This window comes from Schleiferilactobacillus harbinensis, from assembly GCF_008694105.1.
In the GTDB taxonomy this organism is placed as follows: Bacteria; Bacillota; Bacilli; order Lactobacillales; family Lactobacillaceae; genus Schleiferilactobacillus; species Schleiferilactobacillus harbinensis.
Window position 1 is genome coordinate 3,069,783 of sequence record NZ_CP041364.1, and the last position, 20,757, is coordinate 3,090,539.

At 50.8% G+C, this 20,757-nt stretch carries 16 protein-coding genes; 12 read left to right on the forward strand and 4 right to left on the reverse strand.

Going from position 1 to position 20,757, the window contains the following annotated elements; translation table 11 throughout:
* Positions 1-10: 10 nt before the first annotated feature.
* Positions 11-2,038: a beta-galactosidase gene (locus FMM01_RS15155; RefSeq protein ID WP_150393079.1), complete on the reverse strand. Its 2,028-nt coding sequence runs from the start codon at positions 2,036-2,038 to the stop codon at positions 11-13.
* Between the two features lie 120 nt (positions 2,039-2,158).
* Between FMM01_RS15155 and FMM01_RS15160 the strand changes: the two genes are divergently transcribed.
* On the forward strand, positions 2,159-2,959 hold the full coding sequence (locus tag FMM01_RS15160) for an AraC family transcriptional regulator (RefSeq protein ID WP_063515745.1): 801 nt from the start codon (positions 2,159-2,161) through the stop codon (positions 2,957-2,959).
* Here the strand turns inward: FMM01_RS15160 and FMM01_RS15165 are convergent, their stop codons facing one another.
* The 3 genes from FMM01_RS15165 to FMM01_RS15175 all read right to left on the reverse strand — a co-directional run bounded on the left by FMM01_RS15165 (position 2,960) and on the right by FMM01_RS15175 (position 6,543).
* On the reverse strand, positions 2,960-4,504 hold the full coding sequence (locus FMM01_RS15165) for a glycoside hydrolase family 43 protein (RefSeq protein WP_150393081.1): 1,545 nt from the start codon (positions 4,502-4,504) through the stop codon (positions 2,960-2,962).
* A gap of 33 nt (positions 4,505-4,537) precedes the next feature.
* Positions 4,538-5,701: an ROK family transcriptional regulator gene (locus FMM01_RS15170; RefSeq protein ID WP_150393082.1), complete on the reverse strand. Its 1,164-nt coding sequence runs from the start codon at positions 5,699-5,701 to the stop codon at positions 4,538-4,540.
* A 236-nt stretch (positions 5,702-5,937) separates the two neighbouring features.
* Positions 5,938-6,543: a YesL family protein gene (locus tag FMM01_RS15175; protein WP_190973396.1), complete on the reverse strand. Its 606-nt coding sequence runs from the start codon at positions 6,541-6,543 to the stop codon at positions 5,938-5,940.
* A gap of 91 nt (positions 6,544-6,634) precedes the next feature.
* Between FMM01_RS15175 and FMM01_RS15180 the strand changes: the two genes are divergently transcribed.
* The 11 genes from FMM01_RS15180 to xylA all read left to right on the forward strand — a co-directional run bounded on the left by FMM01_RS15180 (position 6,635) and on the right by xylA (position 20,705).
* Positions 6,635-7,606 carry an ABC transporter permease gene (locus FMM01_RS15180; protein ID WP_146994241.1) on the forward strand — a complete coding sequence of 324 codons (972 nt, stop codon included), beginning with the start codon at positions 6,635-6,637 and terminating at the stop codon, positions 7,604-7,606.
* A 21-nt stretch (positions 7,607-7,627) separates the two neighbouring features.
* Positions 7,628-8,542 (forward strand): carbohydrate ABC transporter permease, encoded by a 915-nt coding sequence (locus tag FMM01_RS15185; RefSeq protein WP_150393084.1) that lies wholly within the window; start codon positions 7,628-7,630, stop codon positions 8,540-8,542.
* Positions 8,543-8,555: 13 nt separating this feature from the next.
* On the forward strand, positions 8,556-10,304 hold the full coding sequence (locus FMM01_RS15190; protein WP_150393085.1) for an extracellular solute-binding protein: 1,749 nt from the start codon (positions 8,556-8,558) through the stop codon (positions 10,302-10,304).
* 92 nt (positions 10,305-10,396) lie between these two features.
* Entirely contained in the window at positions 10,397-11,077 is a 681-nt protein-coding gene (locus FMM01_RS15195) for an SGNH/GDSL hydrolase family protein (protein WP_150393086.1), read from the forward strand.
* Entirely contained in the window at positions 11,067-12,530 is a 1,464-nt protein-coding gene (locus tag FMM01_RS15200) for an alpha-L-fucosidase (protein WP_150393087.1), read from the forward strand. Before FMM01_RS15195 ends, FMM01_RS15200 begins: the two co-directional genes overlap by 11 nt.
* 14 nt (positions 12,531-12,544) lie before the next feature.
* Positions 12,545-13,375: an alpha/beta hydrolase gene (locus FMM01_RS15205; RefSeq protein WP_150393088.1), complete on the forward strand. Its 831-nt coding sequence runs from the start codon at positions 12,545-12,547 to the stop codon at positions 13,373-13,375.
* Entirely contained in the window at positions 13,372-14,250 is an 879-nt protein-coding gene (locus FMM01_RS15210) for an ROK family protein (RefSeq protein WP_146994883.1), read from the forward strand. Before FMM01_RS15205 ends, FMM01_RS15210 begins: the two co-directional genes overlap by 4 nt.
* A 12-nt stretch (positions 14,251-14,262) precedes the next feature.
* Positions 14,263-16,536 carry an alpha-xylosidase gene (yicI, locus tag FMM01_RS15215; RefSeq protein WP_150393089.1) on the forward strand — a complete coding sequence of 758 codons (2,274 nt, stop codon included), beginning with the start codon at positions 14,263-14,265 and terminating at the stop codon, positions 16,534-16,536.
* A gap of 13 nt (positions 16,537-16,549) precedes the next feature.
* Positions 16,550-18,013: a glycoside hydrolase family 1 protein gene (locus FMM01_RS15220; protein ID WP_150393090.1), complete on the forward strand. Its 1,464-nt coding sequence runs from the start codon at positions 16,550-16,552 to the stop codon at positions 18,011-18,013.
* A gap of 87 nt (positions 18,014-18,100) precedes the next feature.
* Positions 18,101-19,267, forward strand: coding sequence for an ROK family transcriptional regulator (locus FMM01_RS15225; RefSeq protein ID WP_150393091.1), 1,167 nt, complete (start codon positions 18,101-18,103; stop codon positions 19,265-19,267).
* A 94-nt stretch (positions 19,268-19,361) separates the two neighbouring features.
* Positions 19,362-20,705 (forward strand): xylose isomerase, encoded by a 1,344-nt coding sequence (gene xylA / locus FMM01_RS15230; protein WP_150393092.1) that lies wholly within the window; start codon positions 19,362-19,364, stop codon positions 20,703-20,705.
* Positions 20,706-20,757 lie beyond the last annotated feature (52 nt).

Here is a 20,757-nt window from a genome sequence, read left to right on the forward strand (position 1 = left end):
GGCTCAGAATTTATTTCGTTTCTTGAATCACGAGCAGGCCATAAGGGGCGAGTTCGGTGGTCGCCTGCACCGGGCCATCGCCAATCAATGTCAGCATCCCAGCGAAGCGGCTGGTATCGACCGTTTCGGTCTGATTGCCATTATTGATCAGGAAATGCAGGGCATAATCAGGATAGTGGCGGGTGGTTAGTTCCACATCGGCGGGCGTCGTGAAATGATCCAGATGCTTGTCTTGAATCAAGCGGTCAACGAGGACGTCCATCCCGGCGGTATCCAGAACGGTCCCGACGTAGTAGGCTTGGCCGGTCCCGTAGGTGTTGACGGTTACGGCCGGGGTGTTGGCGTAATAGTCGGCACCGCCATAAGCGGCAATCGTTTCAGCCCCTTCCAGGTGAGACACATTGGCGACGATGCTGCCGCCGGTCTCAGTGTCGCCGAATTGCACCGGGACGGCTGTATGCGGCGGCAGGGCATCGATTTCTTCCGCCCACAGGCCGCACAGATCCCGGAACGGGCCGGGATAGCCGCCCATGATGACGTTATCGTGTTCATCGTTGATGCCGCTCATGTAGGTGGTGACAAAGGTCCCGCCATTTGCCACATACTGGTGGATGGCGTCGCTGACGCCGGGTTTGACCATGATCAAGACTGGGGCCAGAACGACATCGTAACGGGCCAGCTGGTCGGCGGAGAGATTAGTCGGGATCAGGTCCACGGCGGTGTTTTGCCGGTAGAAGGCCGCATAGTACCGCTTGATCTGGTCGACGTAGGTCAAGGAGACACTGGGGCCGGATGAATATTCCAGGGACCAATAATTGTCCCAGTCGAAGATCAGGCCGACTTTGGCTTGAATCCGGCCGTTCATTAACTGCGGTCCCACCTTGGCCAGCTCGCTGCCCAGGGCTCGGGTCTCGCGGATGATGCGGGTCTCGTCGTGGTCAGCGTGGGAAATCACGGCACTGTGGAATTTCTCGGTGCCGCCCCGACCTTGGCGCAACTGGAAGTATTGAATCGTGTCGGCCCCGTGAGCGATGGCTTGGAAGCTCAACGCCCGCATCTGACCCGGCCGTTTCGTCGCATTGTACGCCTGCCAATTTTGCTGGCTGGGGGTTTGCTCCATGAGCATGAACGGTTGGCCGCCTTTTAGACCGCGCATCAAATCATGGCGCATGGCGACTTCACTGTGGGGCGTGTTGTAAGCCGGATAGCTGTCCCAGGACACGACATCCAGTTCCTTCGCCCACTGGAAGTAATCCAGGTCCTTGAAGGTGCCCATCATATTAGTCGTGATCGGCGTATCTGGATCATATTGGCGGATTGCCGCCTTTTCATCCTTCAGATTCTGCAGCAGCGCCTCTGACTGGAATCGGCGCCAGTCGATGCCCATTCCAGAAAGGACGACATTGTGATCGTGGTTGATGCCGTCGCTCAGCGCGTTGGGCGGGACGATTTCTGACCAATCGTAGAAGGTATGGCTCCAGAAGTGGGTATACCAAGCATTGTTCAAGGCATCCAGGGTACCGTACTTTTGGCGCAGCCAAACCCGGAAGGCCGCCGCGCAGTTGTCGCAGTAGCAATAACCGCCGTATTCGTTAGAAATATGCCAGCAGACCACATTTTTCAGATGGCCATAACGTTCCGCCAGTTTGCCCGCTAATTTAGCGCCGTAGAAGCGGAAAATCGGTGAACTGGGGCAGGCGTTGTGGCGGCCGCCAAAGCGGGCGCGGCGGCCCTCATAATCGGTCCGGGTGACTTCGGGGTACCGGGTCACCAGCCAAGCCGGCAGGGCGGCGGTGGACGTGGCGAGCACGATGTTGAAGTTGGCCCGGGTCAGTGTCTCAACGATGGCGTCTAACGTACTGAAATCATAGGTTTCTTCACTAGGCTGCAGCTGCGCCCAGCTGAAGACATTGATGGTCGCTTCGTTCATGTGCACGTCGGTGAGAATCTGCATATCCTCCGCCCAGATTTCCTTGGGCCACTGTTCGGGGTTATAGTCGCCGCCGAATAGGAATTGTTTAAATGGTGTTTGGGTCATTAGGAATCCTCCATTGCTTAAGTGATGCCTTCATTCTAAGCGCTATCAGACTGGAATGAGAGCGAGAAATTTAGGTAAAAGTATGGTAATTTGAAGATGAGTGAAAAGGAGGCAAGGACGATGCGCCTGGTGTTTACCCATATGAATCAGGATTATCCCCTGTTTTGTGAAAGTATCGGCTACGAATGGCGGCAGGAGGCGATCTTCCGGCCCCAGGGCTATCCGTTTTACCATTGGCTGCAAACCGCCAGCGGCGAGGGTACTGTGACCATCGGCGGGACGACGTATACGCTGCCGGCGGGGGCCGGGATCTTGATTCGCCCTGGCGTGCCCCACAGTTACCGAGGTTCCGGCGATTGGCAGACCGCGTATCTCACCTTTGGCGGGGCGCTGGTGGCGAATTTGGTGACGCCGCTGGGGATGGGCGATTACCGGGTCATTACCGATCTGAGCCAGCCGACCGCGCGTTTTGTGGCGGCACATTACGCGACCCTGGCCAATTCCGCGGTACAGGACCGGGTGATTGCCGAGCTGCTGTTCACCTTTCTGCTCTTGCTGCGGCAGGACGTGGAAATCGGCGCCCGGGGCATGGCGGAAATTGGCATCGTCACGCCGGTACTGCAATATTTGGACGCCCATAGCGGGGAAAAAATTACGAATACCCAGTTGGCGGCCAAGACCGGCTATACGGTGCAGTATTTAACCAGTATCTTCAAACGGTACTATCACCAGACACCGCTGCAATACTTGCAAGAGCTGCGGCTGCGCAAGGCTAAATCGCTGCTGATGACGCACCCGGAGTGGAATGTGTACGAAGTGGCCGAGCAGGTGGGCTTTACGGACAATTCCCAGTTTATTCAGGCGTTCAAGGCGTATACCGGGCAGACGCCGAAGAAGTTTCAGCAGGCGCGCAGCCGTTGATCAGTTCACTGCCGGGGCATCGGTTGAAAGCGACCGCAGGACAATCGGTGTTTTGTCTGGTCCCACCGCAAAGACGGCATTCACGCACCCTGTGAAACCACCAGCGATTTCTGTGCTTAACGAACGGGTATCCACAGCGATATCCAGCCAGTGATAAGTAGGATCAGTGGTATTGCGGTAACCGCAGGATAGGGTCTGCCCATTTTGGCGGAAACACAGCGTGCGGATGGCCGTGTGTACTGGCCAGGAACTGATAGTCGTCTCCTCACCGCCGGCTGCTTGGATTACTTTCAGTGATGACTGCCCGGCTTCTGTGGTGACGAAGAACTTAATATAGTACTGATCCGTTTGAAATACAGTAATGCCCACTTGGTTGGCAGTCGCCGGTAGGGTGCTGAATTCGACGCGGAAGAGCATTGTCATGCTGCGTTGGCGGACACCGATGAAGGTTGGGGAAGCAGGCGCAGTCAGGTCTACAGTAGTAGGAGTTAGCCGTACAGTGTGATCGCCGGGATACTGGTAGTTCGCAGGCACTGGATTGCGCAGAAAAAGAAGCCGGGGATCCAGCGGCTGATCGAAAACAATGGTGGCAGTCGGTTGCTGTACTGGCGCTGGGGGTAAATCAATCGTGCCGGTGGTTGATAACCGGCCGACACCAGGATTGATTACCGGCCAGTCGTCTGCCCAGCTCACGTTGGCAATGAACGTTTCGCGGCCTAAATTAACCCGGCCGGCAACCTTGCGGCTGGCCAGGCAGACGAGGTACCAACTGCCATTGGGACTGGCCACTAAATCGCCATGGCCCACGTTAGCCACTGGATAGTCTTGCCCCAGATGGCGGTGGGTTAGAATCGGATTATCCGGATTGCCGGTATAAGGACCGGTGATGTTTTTGCTGCGGGCAATGGTGATGGCGTGATGGTGGTAAGTGCCGCCTTCAGCAATCATGAGGTAATAATACCCATGCCGATAATATAAATGCGGCCCCTCGGCCCAAGCAGATCCCCGTAGCGCACCATGCCACACCGGGTGCTTGGGTCCCTTGATTTGCCACGTGGCGGGATCGAGTTCGGCGAGATAAATATCATTATCACCGGGATAGGCCGCGCCGGTGGCCCGATCGTGGGTACCAGTGTAATAGATACGGCCATCAGGGGCAAAGAACAGACTGGGATCGATCCCGTCTGCCTCAGTGATAAAGACGGGATCGGACCAGGGACCGGCCGGGTCTTGGGCAGAAACGACGAAGTTGCCTTCGTGACCGATATTGGTGCAAATCACATAGAATGTGCCCTGGTGGTAGCGGATCGTAGGGGCGAAAATCCCCGCGGCAATGTTGTTACCGGTGAGGTTGACCTGGGATGATCGACTGAGGACATTTCCGATTTGTAACCAGTGCACCATATCGCGGCTATGGAAAATCGGGATGCCGGGGAAATAGGAAAAAGTTGAATTGACGAGATAAAAATCATCACCGACGACACATACGGATGGGTCGGGAGAAAACCCTTGAATGACAGGGTTTTGGTAATGGGTGGCAGCCATAGAGCACCGCTTCTTTCTATATAGGAATCATCACTAATGGGTCCGGAACAATAATTGGCGGTCTGCTAAATGCAAAATGTGATGGGCCACTAAGGAAGCCCCGCCGAGCACAATGGCATTGCGGACATCATTCGTAATCGTGACCGGAATTGATTCGCCCGTTAAAGAGTGAATGTGACTTTGAATTTCAGACAACAGCTCAGGCAGTTCCGCGAGGATACCCGAATTCAAAACGACCCGGCTGGGGGCAAAGGAGACAATGACGTTTTGCACGATATTGGCGACGTAAAAAGCAAATCGATCCAAAATATCCGTGGCGTCTGCGTCGTGATCGCGATAAAGGGTCACGAGATCTTGACGGGCAAGGAAGCTATTGTTTTTTGCAGCCTGCAACTGACTGAGAACGGCATCCTCGGAACAAGATTGCTCAATTGTTTTAGGAGTTGCGGCCGGGGGCGTTTCGTACAGCACCATATTGCCGATTTCGCCAGCCTCGCCGCGGTAACCACGATACAGGGTGTTGTTAATAATGATTCCGGCGCCGATGCCCTGATAGATGCTGATGGCTACTAGATTAGTGTCCGCGTTGGGGGCGCCATTGAAGTCTCGCTCATAAATCGCGGCGGAATTTGCACCGTTTTCCAACAACACCGGCACCGCGAACCGGGTGTGTAAAAAGCCAACGATATCCGTGCCGACTAATTCGGCGAATGGGGAATAAACAATCTGCTGGTCGTCGACGATCCCGGGTACGGAGACCGCAATGCCAATCAGCTGGTGCATGGCGAAGGGAACATCCACTTTTTCAATTCTTTCGGCGATGAAGGCCAACCGGTCGGGCACGGTCATATCCGTGACGGAAAAATGGGCGTAACTGATGATGCTGCCGTCCAGATAGGTGACCAGCTGATCGATATAGCTGGCCCCAAAGTCAAAACTGACGATATAGCCGTAACGAGCATTGAACTTAATCATGGTAGGCTTGCGGCCGCCGTTTTGACTGCTGGCCCCTTCACCCACATCGATGATCAAGCCCTGGTCAATCAAATCGTTAAAGATGTCCGAAACGGTGACCTTGTTTAACCCAAGCTGTTGGGCGACTTGACTGCGGGAAATTGGGCCAGCATTAAAAATTGTTTGCAGTACATCGTGTTCGTTGATTTGCCGTACGAGGTTTTTACTGGGTACTCTTTCCATAAAATTTCTCCTTTCGTTAGTATTACTTACCAACTAACATACTACATGAATTCAGGATGAAAAGGCGAATTATTGTGCACTTCGTTATTATCCGCCCAAAAACTTGTCTAATCAACCAAAAAAGGGCTTCCATTTTGGAAACCCATGGTGTACACTACTGGTGTCGGTTGGTAAATCATACTAACTAACCTAAGAAGGCATTCAATCTGATATCACCAGCCGGTGATTGCAAAGGTTCAAGATCGATTGACCGAAAACGCCCGTAGAAAGACGAAAGATTTCAGGTACGCGGTCCAGGCAATGCCGACGATGACGAGTAGGGCGCGTAATAGCGGTAAGAAATAGGCGAGGGAAAAGACGGCGACATCAATCACCAGCAGAAGCAGGGTGTTGCCAAACCGCATCCACGGCAGCATCAGCGAGTTCTTCCACGTTTGCCGGTATGTATTTTGAAAACGGGCGAGCAGTGGGAAATGATACTCAAAGGTGAAAGACACGATGACGGTCATAATCACGAGTAGTGGTAAAACAATCGCACTCGCCCCAGACTTGATTCGCAGCCAAAAGACCAGATTGAAGATCAAGATGGCATAGAGTCCGAGAAAAATCAGTGTGGATACCAAGCTGAGGCGAAACTCACTTTTCAGTCGGTTCCAATAGGTGCGAAATAATGGTGTTGCGTCGTTATCTTGATAGTTGAAGATGGTGGCATACAATGCTGTCCGGGCTGATCCAATCGTGATGACGGGGATACAGGTGAGGACGAACAGGAGATTCAAACCGGTAAATTTTGCAAGCGTTCCCATAAATTTCCAAACTGGGCTTTCGATATTGAAGTGCATTTTATAAGCCTCTCTTTCGCAAAGTAACCAGTTCATCATATACAAGCTTTTTTGCCAGTGCAAGGTCATTGGGGTTGATAGGAGGAATAACATGCAGGCCGCAGAAGACAAGAGCATCAAGCCAGCACGGAAGAAAAAGGTGCGCGGCGGATTAAGCAAGATGCAGCGCAAACAAGGGAAAAAGATGTTTTTATTAATCATCCCCTTCTTGATTTTAGCGTTTCTGTTTTCATACTTACCGTTATTCGGCTGGGTATATGCATTCTTTGATTACAAGCCGCCGATTCCACTGAGTCAAAGCGAATTCGTTGGGTTGCAATGGTTCAAGATGATGGTCCAAAATCCAGCTCAATTGCGCGAGATTGGCCAAGTTTTAGTCAATACGTTCGCGATGAGCGGTTTGAATATTTTGACGTCGTTCTTCCCGGTCATCTTTGCCATTGGGTTGAATGAAATTCATAACAAGCATTTCAAGAACGTCGTTCAGACACTAACGACTTTGCCGAACTTCATCAGTTGGGTACTGGTTTACGCCATTGCCTTCGCGATGTTCTCCTCCGGTGGGATGGTCAATGGGTTGCTGCAAAACTTGCATCTGATTACTGAACCGCTCAAATTCTTGGACAGCGACAGCTTTACTTGGATCAAAATGCTGTTCTGGGGATTATGGAAAGGCCTTGGTTGGGGATCAATTATGTATTTAGCGGCCATTGCTGGGATTGATCCAGAGCTTTATGAAGCAGCCCGCGTTGATGGGGCGAATAAGTTTCAGTTGATCCGGAACATCACCATTCCTGCCTTGATGCCGACGTACTTTGTCTTGTTGATGCTCTCAATTGCCAATTTTTTGAGTAATGGGATGGATCAATACTTCGTCTTCCAAAATGCCTTCAATTTGAAGCACATTCAAGTCCTTGATTTGTATGTGTACAACATCGGGATGGGGAATAACAGTTTGTCTTTGGCCACGGCCATCAGTATGTTGAAGAGCTTGGTTTCTGTTGCATTACTGGCAATTGTCAACTTCACGTCTAAGAAGACTCGCGGCGAGTCCATTATCTAGTCCAGAGAGGAGAAAAACACTTTGACTGAGATTGAAAAGAATGAAGTCACTCCTGGTGAGCGCGTGTTCCGGGTGTTCAATATCCTGTTCTTCGTGCTCTTTACGGTGGTGTGCTTATATCCGTTTTACTACCTGTTTATCAATAGTATTTCTTCCAACACGTTAAGCGCGAATGGTGAGATCAATTGGCTGCCTAAGAGTATCCACTGGTCAAACTATACCGCTGTGTTAGGACTGGAAGGGTTATCCACCGCGACACTAATTTCAGTGGCCAGAACAGTTCTAGGTACCGCTCTGACAGTGATGGCCAGTGCCTTCCTGGGTTTCATGTTCACACAGCCTAATTTATGGCATCGTAAATTTTGGTACCGCTTCATTGTGATCACGATGTACTTCAACGCCGGGATTATTCCCATGTTCATCACGATGAAAAACCTGGGTTTAACCAATACCTTCTGGGTCTATGTGTTACCGGCCATTGTGCAACCTTTTAATATTATCCTGGTGAAGACATTTATTGAATCTATTCCGCGATCTTTACAGGAAGCGGCAGAGATTGATGGAGCGGGTATCGTCACCATTTTCTTCAAAATCATTCTGCCCAGTTGTACGCCAATCTTAGCCACGGTGGCCATTTTCTCCGCGGTTGGTCAATGGAATTCATTCCAGGACACATTGATTTATATCACGGATCAAAAGCTTTATTCACTGCAATATTTGCTATATCAATACATTAACCAAGCCAGTTCGCTGGCATCAGCGGTCAAGAATAGCACTGGCGGTGCGTTGAATATGGCCGCATTGGCAACGCAACAAACGCCAACATCGATCCGTATGACCGTGTCAATTATCGTTGTCCTGCCAATCATGTTTATTTATCCGCTGTTCCAGCGGTACTTTGTCAAGGGCATGTTTCTAGGTGCTGTAAAAGGTTAGGAGGAATTTCGTAATGAAGAAGAAACTTGGTTTAGCGTTGGCCGCTGCATTGGCCATTGGGTCGGTACTTGCTGGTTGCGGCAAAAAAGAGAGCAGCGCAGTCGACACCAAAGACGACGGTAAAATGATGACCGTTACGGTTTACGATGATTTGGCAAATTATCAAGGCACGCAGGGGGGCTGGTTTGGTAAGCTGGTCAAAGACAAATTCAATATGAAGTTAAACATCATTGCCCCAAACGTGGCGGGTGGCGGCAGCACATTGTTTGATACGCGGTCTGCTGCTGGCAACTTGGACGATTTGATCATCACGGGGTCTGGCAGCGGCCGGGCCAAACGGTTGATTAAATCCGGGTTGATTGTGGACATGACGCCTTATGCCAAAAATATGAAATATATTACAAAGTATAAAGCGGCCACCGAAGAGCTGAACAAAATTGCTGATCAAAAGAGCGGTATCTGGGGTGTCCCGTCCGGCGTTTCTACGGCCTCACCAACAGAGCCCTCAGAGGGCAATGATCCAACTTTTGGCCCCTATATTCGTTGGGATCTTTATAAACAAGTAGGTTATCCTAAACTCAAAACGTTAAGTGATTTACTTCCTGTTCTGAAGGAAATGCAAGATAAAGCTCGGCAGCAGACTGGGGATAAAAAGATCTACGCAATGTCCCTGTTCAAGGACTGGGACGGCAACATGATGAATAATGCTAAACAGCCAACAACGTTTTATGGATATGACGAGATGGGCTTCGTATTGGCGAAGGCAGACGGTTCTGATTACCAGTCCATCACCCAAAGTAATGGTGAGTACGAGAAGGCGCTGCAGTTCTTTAACAAAGCCAACCAGATGGGGCTGGTCGATCCTGAATCGTCCACTCAGAATTACGATACAATGTATGCCAAGTATCAACAAGGGAAGGTCCTTTTCTCCTTCTGGCCATGGCTAGGTCAAGCTGCGTACAACACTGATAAGAATAAAGAGGCTGGTCGCGGATTTGAGATTGCGCCCGTGCAAGACATGAAGATTTTCTCGTATGGGGCGACACCTAACGGTGGGTCAACTTTCATCGCCGTTGGTTCGAAAGCAAAAAACAAGGCCCGGTTAGTAAAATTCATCAATTGGCTCTACAGTCCAGAAGGGGTTTACGCCTCGAGTGCCCAGACCAATGGTTCAGCTGGGATCAAAGGACTGACTTGGAAGTTGGTTAATGGCAAGCCGACCTTAACTGATTTTGGGAACAAAGTCTTCTTCGGCGGCGGTGCGAACGTGCCTAAGAATTATGGTGGCGGCGCCTATAAAGACGGGGTGGCGGCATTGAACTACCCGACTGAATCAGTGCAGGATATCGATCCCAACACGGGATATGCATATAATGCCAACATGTGGCCATCGACTTTGGCCAAGAACACAACACCTTTGGATAAGGACTGGTCCGCTCACATGGGTGGAGCGAAGACCACGATGGACTATTTGAAGAAGAACAATAAGATTCTAGTGGCACCTGGTGCCAGTTATGTTCAACCTGATGAAGAATCGCAAGTGTCCACGTTGCGCGGTCAGATTAAGACTCAAATTGTCAATTCTTCCTGGAAGATGGTTTATGCTAAGTCGGACAGTGAATTCAATAGTTTGTTCAAGCAGATGCAAACCACGGTCAATGGGTTGGACTATGCCAAGGTACTAAAAGTAGATATGCAAAACGCTAAAGACCAGCAAAAAGCACGGGTCGCCATCACTAAAGAATATAAGAACCGGGAATAGTCAGGTATAAAAAAATCGGTAAGATTAAGCGGGGCTGGGACCAAGGTTCCGGTCCCGTTTTACATAGTGGCTGGGTGAAAGGAAGAATTGATATGCTTTTTGAAAAGAATAGTCGCATTGTGTTCGCTGGCGACTCGGTGACTGATGTCGGTCGGGATTATCACGCTATTCCGGCGGGCTGGGGATCGTTTGGTGACGGGTACGTCAGTCAGATTAATGCGTTGTTAACGGCGGTTTATCCAGACAAAGAGATCATGGTCGTCAATAAAGGCGTATCGGGCGATAATATTGCCTTAATGGCAAATCGTTGGGACAACGACGTCCTGGCCATGGAACCGGATTATGTTTCCATCATGATCGGGGTCAACGACGTGTGGCGTTTCTTCGATGCCCCGTTCCAGCAGTTACAGGCGCCAAACATCGTGTCCCAGGATCTCTATGAAAAAACGTACCGGGAACTCATTGCTAAAACCCAGCCAAGTGTTAAGCAAATGATGATCATGAGTCCCTTCATGATTGAACCCAATCGGCAAGATCCAATGCGGCATATGGTAGATGCTTATCGCAGAATAGCTGAACGGCTGGCCCGGGAAAACCACTTGATTTATGTGGACGTCCAAGCAGCCGTGGATCATTTCTTGACGCAACAATCCAGTTATATTCTGACCAGCGATCGGGTGCATCCCAACGTGCAGGGGCACATGCTGGTCGCCCGGACATGGTTGCAGACGCTTGGTTTTGATTGGGAAAGGAGCACCTTTGATGATCACTAAACAGCATATTGCCGAGGTGCTGGCCCAGGGCCCTTATCAGCCGACTTGGCTATCACTGGCCCAATTCCAGTTGCCAGGCTGGTTCCGGGATGCCAAGTTTGGCATTTTCACCCATTGGGGGTTATATACAATCCCAGAATATCGGAATGAATGGTATTCCCGGAATATGTATATTGAAGATTATCCAGAATTTAGACATCACGTGCGGACGTATGGCCCGCAAAAAGAATTTGGTTACAAGGACTTCATTCCCCAATTCACGGCTGAAAAATTTGATGCTCAAGAGTGGCTGGACCTGTTCCAACGGGCGGGGGCTAAGTATTACATGCCAGTCGCCGAACATCATGATGGGTTTCAAATGTACGCCAGCGCGTTGTCCCATTATAACGCTGTAGAGATGGGACCAAAACGGGATATCCTGGGCGAACTGCGCCAGGCGGCGACTGATCACGGGATGCACTTTGCCGCCTCGAATCATCGGGCTGAGCATTGGTGGTTTATGGGCCATGGTCAAGACTTTTCTAGCGATATTCAGGAGCCGCTCAAGCGCGGCGATTTCTATTGGCCAGCGATGCCGGAACCGGATCGGCCGACGAATCAATTCAGCCAACCGTATCCAACTGAGGAATTCTTGACGGACTGGGAATTGCGGGTTTGCGAATTGGTGGAGAATTATCATCCCGAATTACTGTATTTTGATTGGTGGATTGCGCATCAAGCGTTTCATGACACCTTGCAGCGCGTTGCGGCGTTTTACTATAACACCATGGCCCATGCCGGGTTACAAGGGGCAATCTGTTACAAACAGGATGCCCTTGCATTCGGCACCGGCATCCCTGAATTGGAGCGCGGCAGCTTTGCCGATGCCCAACCGTATGTATGGCAATCTGATACGGCGATTGCTCGGAATTCATGGTCGTACACGACTACGCTGGACTATAAGAGTACCAACGAAATCCTGATTACGTTGATTGATACTGTGAGTAAAAATGGCAATCTGCTGCTCAACGTTGGGCCGAGAGCTGATGGGTCCATTGCTCCGGGCGATCGGAAAATCTTGGCAGACATTGGCCGCTGGCTGGCGGTTAACGGCGAAGGAATTTATGGCAGCCGACCCTGGCGTTTTGCACAGGAAGGGCCAACCCCCGCGGCGGATGGTGATTTTCAGGATCAGCAGGCCATTCATTACACCCCTCAAGACATCCGCTACACAGCGAACCACGGAGCGTTATACGCCTTTTCGTTAGCGCCGCAGGCCGGGCAGACCATCACGCTCACCATGATTACGCCGGATAATGACGCGCGGGTCAATCAGTTCCATGGGTTAATCGATCATGTCGAACAGCTGGGTTACGGGCCGATTCCATTTGACAATCAGCCCAGCGGCATCGTGGTCCATCCCGTATTGACTGAAAGTACGGCCCCAGTTGGATTCAAAATTATTATGCAGTAGAAAGGGGTAAGGGCATGCAGTATATTGAACAGATAATTACTGAGGGTACCTTCACCGCACACTTAACTGGGTATGTGATCGATAACAATGACGAGATGGGACGGGACCGGACCCGTCCGGCAGTGTTGATTATTCCGGGCGGCGGTTACGAGGTTGTTTCTGAACGTGAGGCGGAACCGGTCGCGTTGAAAATGATTGGCCTGGGCTATCATGCCTTTATTCTCCGCTACGCCGTCTACCCGGCGCTTTACCCGGTTGCGTTGCGGCAGGCGGCCCATGCCCTTTTGCTCATTCGCCAAAACGCTCAGGCATGGCATATTGGACTGCAACCGATCATTGTACTCGGTTTCTCGGCTGGTGGGCATTTGGCCGCCAGCCTCGCCACGATGTATGCAGAACCGGTGCTGGCCGATTTAAGCGATGATCCCCAGCGCATGCGCCCAGATGGCGTAGCCTTGGCTTACGCCGTACTCACCGCGGGCCGCTATGCTCATCGCGGGTCCATTGACCACTTGCTGGGTGATCGTGACCATGATTCTCAGGCCCTCGCGGAGGTTAGTCCGGAGCGACACATTACACCAGATACACCGCCAGCATTTTTGTGGCATACGATCACAGATGACCTTGTGCCCGTGGAAAATGCCCTGCAATTTACGGAAAAGCTGCACCAGAACGGGGTGTCCGCCGAGTTGCATATTTATCCCCGGGGCGGCCATGGGTTGAGCTTAGGTACGGCTGAGACGGCGATTCCCAATGGGTATGGCATAGAACCCGAGGTGGCGAGTTGGCCACTGCTGTTTGACCATTGGCTCCAGGACACTTTTCTGAAAGGGGTGCAGCCATGAATGTCTTAGCCTTCGATGTGGGCGGCACCTTTATCAAGTATGGGGTATTCAATGACGGGCGGTTGGGCCGGGTGGCAAAAATCCCCACCCCGCGTACGGCGGCGGACTTTTACGCCAACCTGGCGCAGGTAGTTGCGGACCAACCTGACCTGGCAGGGATTGCCCTGAGTTTTCCCGGGTTCATTGATACCAAGCAGCAGCGGGCTATCCGAGCCGGTCATTTATTCTATTTAGATGGTCAGGCGATCGGTCAGGAGCTTAATCGCCGGTTGGTCAAACCGTTGCCGATTTGGCTCGAGAATGATGCCAACTGTGCGGCCATGGCAGAGAAATTAAGCGGCAATGCGCAGGATGTTGATGATTTTGTAGTGATCACTTTAGGTACCGGCGTCGGCGGCGGTATTTTCGTTAATGGCCGGATTCTGCGCGGCCACGATTATCGGGCGGGTGAATTCGGCATGATGCTGACCAATGTCGATGTCGACCCAGAAGGGACTCTGCACGATTACGCGTCGACGTCCGCTTTAGTGCAACACTACGCGACGCACTTTGGGATGACTGCTTCTTCAGTGGATGGGCGGCAGATTATTGCGGAACAGCAGGAACCAGCGGTGGCGCAACTCATTGAAGATTGGGGCCAGCGGGTAGCAACGGCAATTTTTAACCTCGTGGCCACGTTAGATCCCCAACGGGTCTTGCTCGGCGGCGGGATCAGTCAGAATCCCGCACTGCTGCCGATTGTGCACCGGGCGCTACACGCGATTCGGTTTTGGGATGACTTCCAAGTACCGTTGGGGACTTGTGCACACCACAATGATGCGGGTTTGTATGGGGCCTATTACGCCATTATGACGGAACGATTCGGAAAATATTAGGAGGATAACAACATGAAGTTTATGAACGGTGGTTGGTTGGTACGGGACGGCTATCAAGTCCAGTATGCCGCTAACATCTATACGGCCAAGATTGAAAATAAAAAATTGACCCTGTACGCTCCTTTTCAGCAGATTCAAAACATGGGGATGACGCTGGATGGCGGTTTGCTCACGATTGAAGTCACCAGCCCGCGGCCGAATATCATCACCACGCGGTTAGTGAATTATGCTGGCAAAATTGACCGTGGCCCGCATTTCCACCTGAATACCACGGACACCCCGGTCACGATTCAGGAGAGTTCGGCCGTCTATACTTTTACCAGTGATCAAACCCAACTGGTGATTAAAAAAGGCAATACCATTGATTTCACTTATTACTATGCAGGTAAGCGCATCGCGGAATCAAGTAGTCGCGGTAAAGCCATCGTGATTGACGATCAGGGGCGGCGGCATCTGAGTGATCAGTTTGTGTTGAATGTTGGTGAAAAGATCTATGGACTGGGCGAACGTTTTTCAAATTTCGTCAAAAATGGCCAGAGCATCGATATCTGGAATGAGGATGGCGGTACTGGTACCACGCAGGCTTACAAAAACATTCCCTTTTATTTAAGCAACCAAGGGTATGGCTTGTTCGTCGATTCGCCGGACAAAGTGAGTTTTGAGATTGGTTCAGAACGAGTTTCGCGGGTGCAATTCAGTGTGCCCGGGGAAAGTCTCGCCTATAGCGTGATTGGCGGGAAAGACTTAAAAGATGTGCTGACTCATTATACGGACTTGACGGGCAAGCCAGCCATGCCGCCAGCGTGGAGCTTTGGGTTATGGCTGTCAACATCATTTACAACGAATTATGACGAAAAAACAGTGAATGAATTTGTGGATGGCATGATCAAGCGGGACATTCCATTGAGTGTTTTCCATTTTGATTGTTTATGGATGAAAGAACTGGAGTGGTGCAACTTCGAGTGGAATCAGGATAAATTCCCCCATCCGGAACAAATGCTGCGCGGGCTGCACGATAAGGGGCTGAAGATTTGTGTTTGGATTAATCCGTATATCGGGCAGAAGTCACCGCTTTTTGCTGAAGGCCAAGCCAATGGCTACTTCATTAAGCGACTGGACGGGTCTGTTTGGCAATGGGATAAATGGCAGGCCGGTATGGCCATCGTGGACTTTACGAATCCAGCGGCCACGGCTTGGTATCAGAGTAAGTTAAAGGCATTGCTGGATATGGGGGTTGACTGTTTCAAAACCGATTTTGGCGAACGCATCCCCACCACGGACGTTCAGTACCACGATGGCAGCGATCCGGAGCGCATGCATAACTACTATACTCAGTTGTATAACCAAGCCGTTTTTGACATCATCAAGCAGGAAAAGGGTGCCGACAATGCGGTGCTGTTTGCCCGCAGTGCCACGGTTGGCGGCCAGCAATATCCCGTGCACTGGGGTGGGGACAGTTCGTCAAACTACCCGTCCATGGCTGAAAGCCTGCGGGCCGGCCTTTCCTTTGGAATGAGCGGATTCGGTTTCTGGTCCCATGATATTTCCGGCTTTGAGGATGAGGCTTCGCCAGATCTTTATAAACGGTGGACTCAATTCGGGCTGCTGTCTTCCCATAGCCGTTACCATGGTAGCTCACAGTATAAGGTGCCCTGGCTGTATGGCGATGAAGCGGTGACCGTATCGCGCAAATTTACGAAGCTCAAAATGAAACTGATGCCGTATTTGCTGCACCAAGCCTACCGTACTCATCAAACCGGAGTGCCGATGATGCGGGCGATGGTGCTAGAGTTCCCAGATGATCCGGCCTGTGCGGACATTGATACCCAGTACATGCTGGGTGATGATCTGCTGGTGGCGCCGGTGTTCTCACCGAACGGAGAAGCACGCTTCTATGTGCCGGATACAAATGGCCAGCCGTGGCTGAACATGCTCACTGGTCAGGCCTATGCCCCTGGCCGGTGGTATACCGAACATTATGACTATCTCACGATGCCGCTGTTAGTCCGGCCGGGCGCCGCGATTGCCTTTGGCCAGACGGATGAAACTGCCGTGTATCAGTATGCTGATAATCCAATCATTCATGTCTACGGCCAACCGGCACAGACAGTAACAGTGCTGCTGCCGAATGAGCATGGCGCAACCGTTGCGCAAGTGACCTTGAGCGGTCAAGATAGTCACTTAAGGGTCAGCAACTCAACAATTTCAGCTGGGACTGTCGTTTGGCATACGGCACATGACGAGACCCGCTATCGCTTGGTGGGCAATACACTGCAGCCAGAATAAAAAGGAGATCAGCATGACAAAAGAGACAATCACTTTTCCCAAGGACTTTTTATGGGGGGCTGCTTCCGCCGCGTACCAAGTCGAAGGGGCCTATGATCGGGATGGCAAAGGCCGATCGATTTGGGATGTCTTTGCCAAAATTCCAGGCAAGACGAAGAACGGGACCAACGGCGATATCGCTGTTGATCACTATGATCGTTATCTCGAAGATGTCGACCTCATGCAAAAGTTAGGCATGAAGGCGTATCGGTTCAGTGTCGCCTGGAGTCGTATCCTGCCCGCTGGTGAAGGCGCAGTGAATGAAGCCGGTATTGCCTTTTACGCCCGCTTGATTAAAGCGTTAAAGGATCGTGGAATTGAGCCGATTCTGACCTTATATCACTGGGACCTGCCCCAGGCCCTGCAGGATAAATACGGCGGGTGGGAGTCCCGCCAAACAATCGATGCGTTTATTCAGTATTGCCGCGTCCTCTTCACCCGTTTTGGGAAAGATGTCCGGTATTGGGTGACTTTCAATGAACAAAACGTATTTACCGGCCTAGGCTACCGTTGGGCTAGTCATCCACCCAATGTGACGGATATCAAACGGATGTATGCGGCCAACCATGTCGTTAATTTAGCCAATGCCGCAGCAATTAATTTGTTCCATGAGCTCGTTCCCACTGGTCAGATTGGCCCGAGCTTCGGATATGGTGAAGTATACCCAGCCACGAGTGATCCCGCCGATGTGCTGGCTGCACTGAATGCCAATGAATTCAACAACGCATGGTGGCTAGACATCTATTGCCGGGGCCACTATCCGGTCCGAATCTTCCGCCTGCTCACGCAAATGGGTATCGCACCAACTGTGACAGATGCGGATACCGCTCTGCTGACCAGTGCTCAGCCTGATTTCTTGGGCATCAATTACTACCACGGCGGGACGGTTGCCCGGCCCGCGGTCGCGGAGACCGATACAACTGCAGAAAAGACCTTCGCGGCGATTGACCCGTATATGATGGCGGCTGATCATGACCAAGACAGTCCTGAGCACTATTTATTTACGTCAGTTGAGAATCCGCACCTGCAGAAAACTGAGTTTGGGTGGGAAATTGACCCTGTCGGTTTCCGGGTGGCTCTGCGCAGTGTTTACGAGAAATACCAGCTGCCGATTATTGTGACTGAAAATGGATTGGGTGCCTACGATCAGTTGACGCCGACCGGTGAAATCCATGACCCGTATCGGATTACTTATCTACGCGACCATCTCGTGCAGTTGTATGGCGCTTTGCAAGATGGGGTGCCCGTGTTGGGCTATTGTGCCTGGTCGTTCACTGATTTGCTGAGCTGGCTGAATGGGTATGCCAAACGGTATGGTTTTATCTACGTAAATCGGGATGACACCTCTGAAAAGACGCTGACTCGTATTCCGAAAGACAGCTTCTACTGGTATCAAAATGTGATTCGATCAAATGGGGCTACGTTGACCGAACAATAGTACTGTTCGGTTAGTTGAACTGGGTTGGTTGTAAAGATATACTAACGGTACAGGTTAACATAAGCGCAATTTGAAAGGGGTAAGCTGATGAAACAACTTAAAACGCAAGATTTGTTACATCAGCGCAATACCAAACTGGTGTTGCGCGAGATGTTCAATCATCAGGCAATCTCCAGAGTGGACATTGCCCGGCAACTTAGACTAAACAAATCTACCGTATCAAGTCTTTACAGCGAACTGGAGAAGAAAGGTTATACCGTTGAAATTGGTGCTGGCGAGTCAACAAAAGTTGGCGGTCGCCGACCAGTAATGTTGAAAATCAATGCTCGTCACGGATACTTTTTGAGCTTTGATTTGGGTTTCAACCACTTACACGTAATGGCCAATTATTTCAATGGTGATGTCGTCTATTTTCACCGTATCAGTACCCGTGGTGAAGCTATTCAACAGATTTTGGCAGCCATTGATAATGAGATTCAAAAGGCGTTCCAGAAGATTCAAACAGAAACGGGATTGCTTGGTATTTGCTTTTCAGTCCACGGTGTAGTTAGTAATAATACTGTTGTCACGTCACCCTGGGTTGACTTACGGGGGGTTGATTTAGTGGCCAATTTTTCGGCCAAATATGCTGTACCCGTTGTTCTGGAAAACGAAGCTAATTTAGCTGCGATATACGAGCGCGATTTTAATGGCACAGACGGCAAAGAAAATATTCTGATGGTTAGCATCCATAAGGGAATCGGTGCTGGTATTATTTGGAACAATCAACTTTACCGTGGCTTCAATGGAACTGCCGGAGAGATTGGTCGATCACTGATGGTCACTGACGGCAACTCTGCAGGAAGTGATAAGGGACAAAAGGTCGAAGACTACTGTTCTGAAGACGCCATTATTGATCAGATAAAAGAAAAAAAGAAGCTGGCCCATCTAGTACGTGACGATGTTGTTAAGTTAGATCAGGCGAACGATACTGAAGTACAAACCATATTAGCCAATTTTTCTGTAGCAATTGCACGCATCATTTTTAACGTAGCCACTACGCTAGCCCCTGAAGCAATTTATATCAATTCGCCATTGATTGAAGCAATTCCCCGCTTAATGGACCAGATTAAAAGTGCGGGCAGTCAATTGGGGATTCAACAGCCTGTGAAACTCACCAATAACTCAAGTTATGCCACTATGTTAGGTGGTTGCTCATTACTTTTGCATCAAGTCTTAGATATGGAAGACTTCGATTTACATTTTGCAGATTAGATTCTAGAAAGCGGTTGCTTTTTATGGCAAACGCGATAAAATGAATCATGTAAGTTTGTTTAACAGACCAACTAATTAGCTGGAGGCTTTTCCAATGACAGAATTTTGGCATGTGCCAGAAATCAAATACGTCGGCAACCACGACCTGAAGTCCGGGTTCGGTTTCCATTACTACAACCCTGATGAAGTAATCGGCGGCAAGAAGATGCGGGATTGGCTGCGGTTCGCCGTAGCTTACTGGCACACCTTTGACCAGCGGCTGGTGGACCCGTTTGGTGACGGGACAGCGCAGCGCCCGTACGACAAATACACGGATCCGATGGACAATGCATTAGCCAAGGTGGATGCCGCATTTGAGTTTTACCAAAAACTCGGCGTTGACTTCCTCTGCTTCCACGATCGCGACCTGGCACCGGAAGGCAATACCTTGCGGGAGACCAACAAGAATTTGGACAAGATCGTTGATAAAATCGTTTCGTACCAAAAGACGACCGGTATGAAAGTCCTCTGGAACACGGCGAATATGTTCACCAACCCCCGGTTCGTTGAGGGTGCGGGCACTGCACCGTATGCGGACATCTTTGCTTATTCTGCGGCGCAATTGAAGCACAGTCTGGAAATCGGCAAGCGCGTCGGTTCTGAAAACTATGTCTTCTGGGGCGGCCGTGAAGGGTACGAATCCCTCTGGAACACTGACTTGAAGCGGGAACAAGACCATGCGGCGAAGCTGTTCCACATGGCGAAAGATTACGCCAATGAGATCGGCTTTGACGCTCAAATGCTGTTGGAACCCAAGCCTAAGGAACCGACGACCCATCAATATGACTTTGATGCCGCCACGACGATCGCCTTCATGAAGGAATACGGTCTGGACAAGGACTTCAAGCTGAACTTGGAAGGCAACCACGCCAATTTGGCCGGCCATACTTATCAGCACGAGATCCGCGTTGCCCGGACTGCCGGCTTGCTGGGTTCTCTGGATGCCAACCAGGGCGATAAGCTGATCGGTTGGGATATCGATGAATATCCGTCTAACCTTTATGAGACCACGGCAGCAATGTATGAAGTCGTCCAAAACGGCAGCATCGGTCCCCGGGGCGGCTTGAACTTCGATGCGAAGCCGCGTCGTTCTTCCTTCGCGCCGGAAGACCTGTTCTACGGCCATATCGTTGGGATGGATTCCTTCGCCGCCGGCCTGCGAGTGGCATTACGGATGAAGGAAGATCATTATTTGGATGATATTGTTGAGAAGCGATATTCGTCCTTTGATTCTGGTTTAGGGGCGGACATCGAATCCGGCAAGGCAACCATGCAAAGTTTGGAAGACTATTCTCTGGACAAGCCGCAGAGCCACTGGATCGACGCGACGCATTCTGATCATTTGGAACAGATCAAGGACACGATCAATCACTATATCGTGGACACTTTAGGAAAGTAATTAATCACACAACTCAGCGGGCAGGTCCCTATCGGCCCGCCCGTTTTTTGGA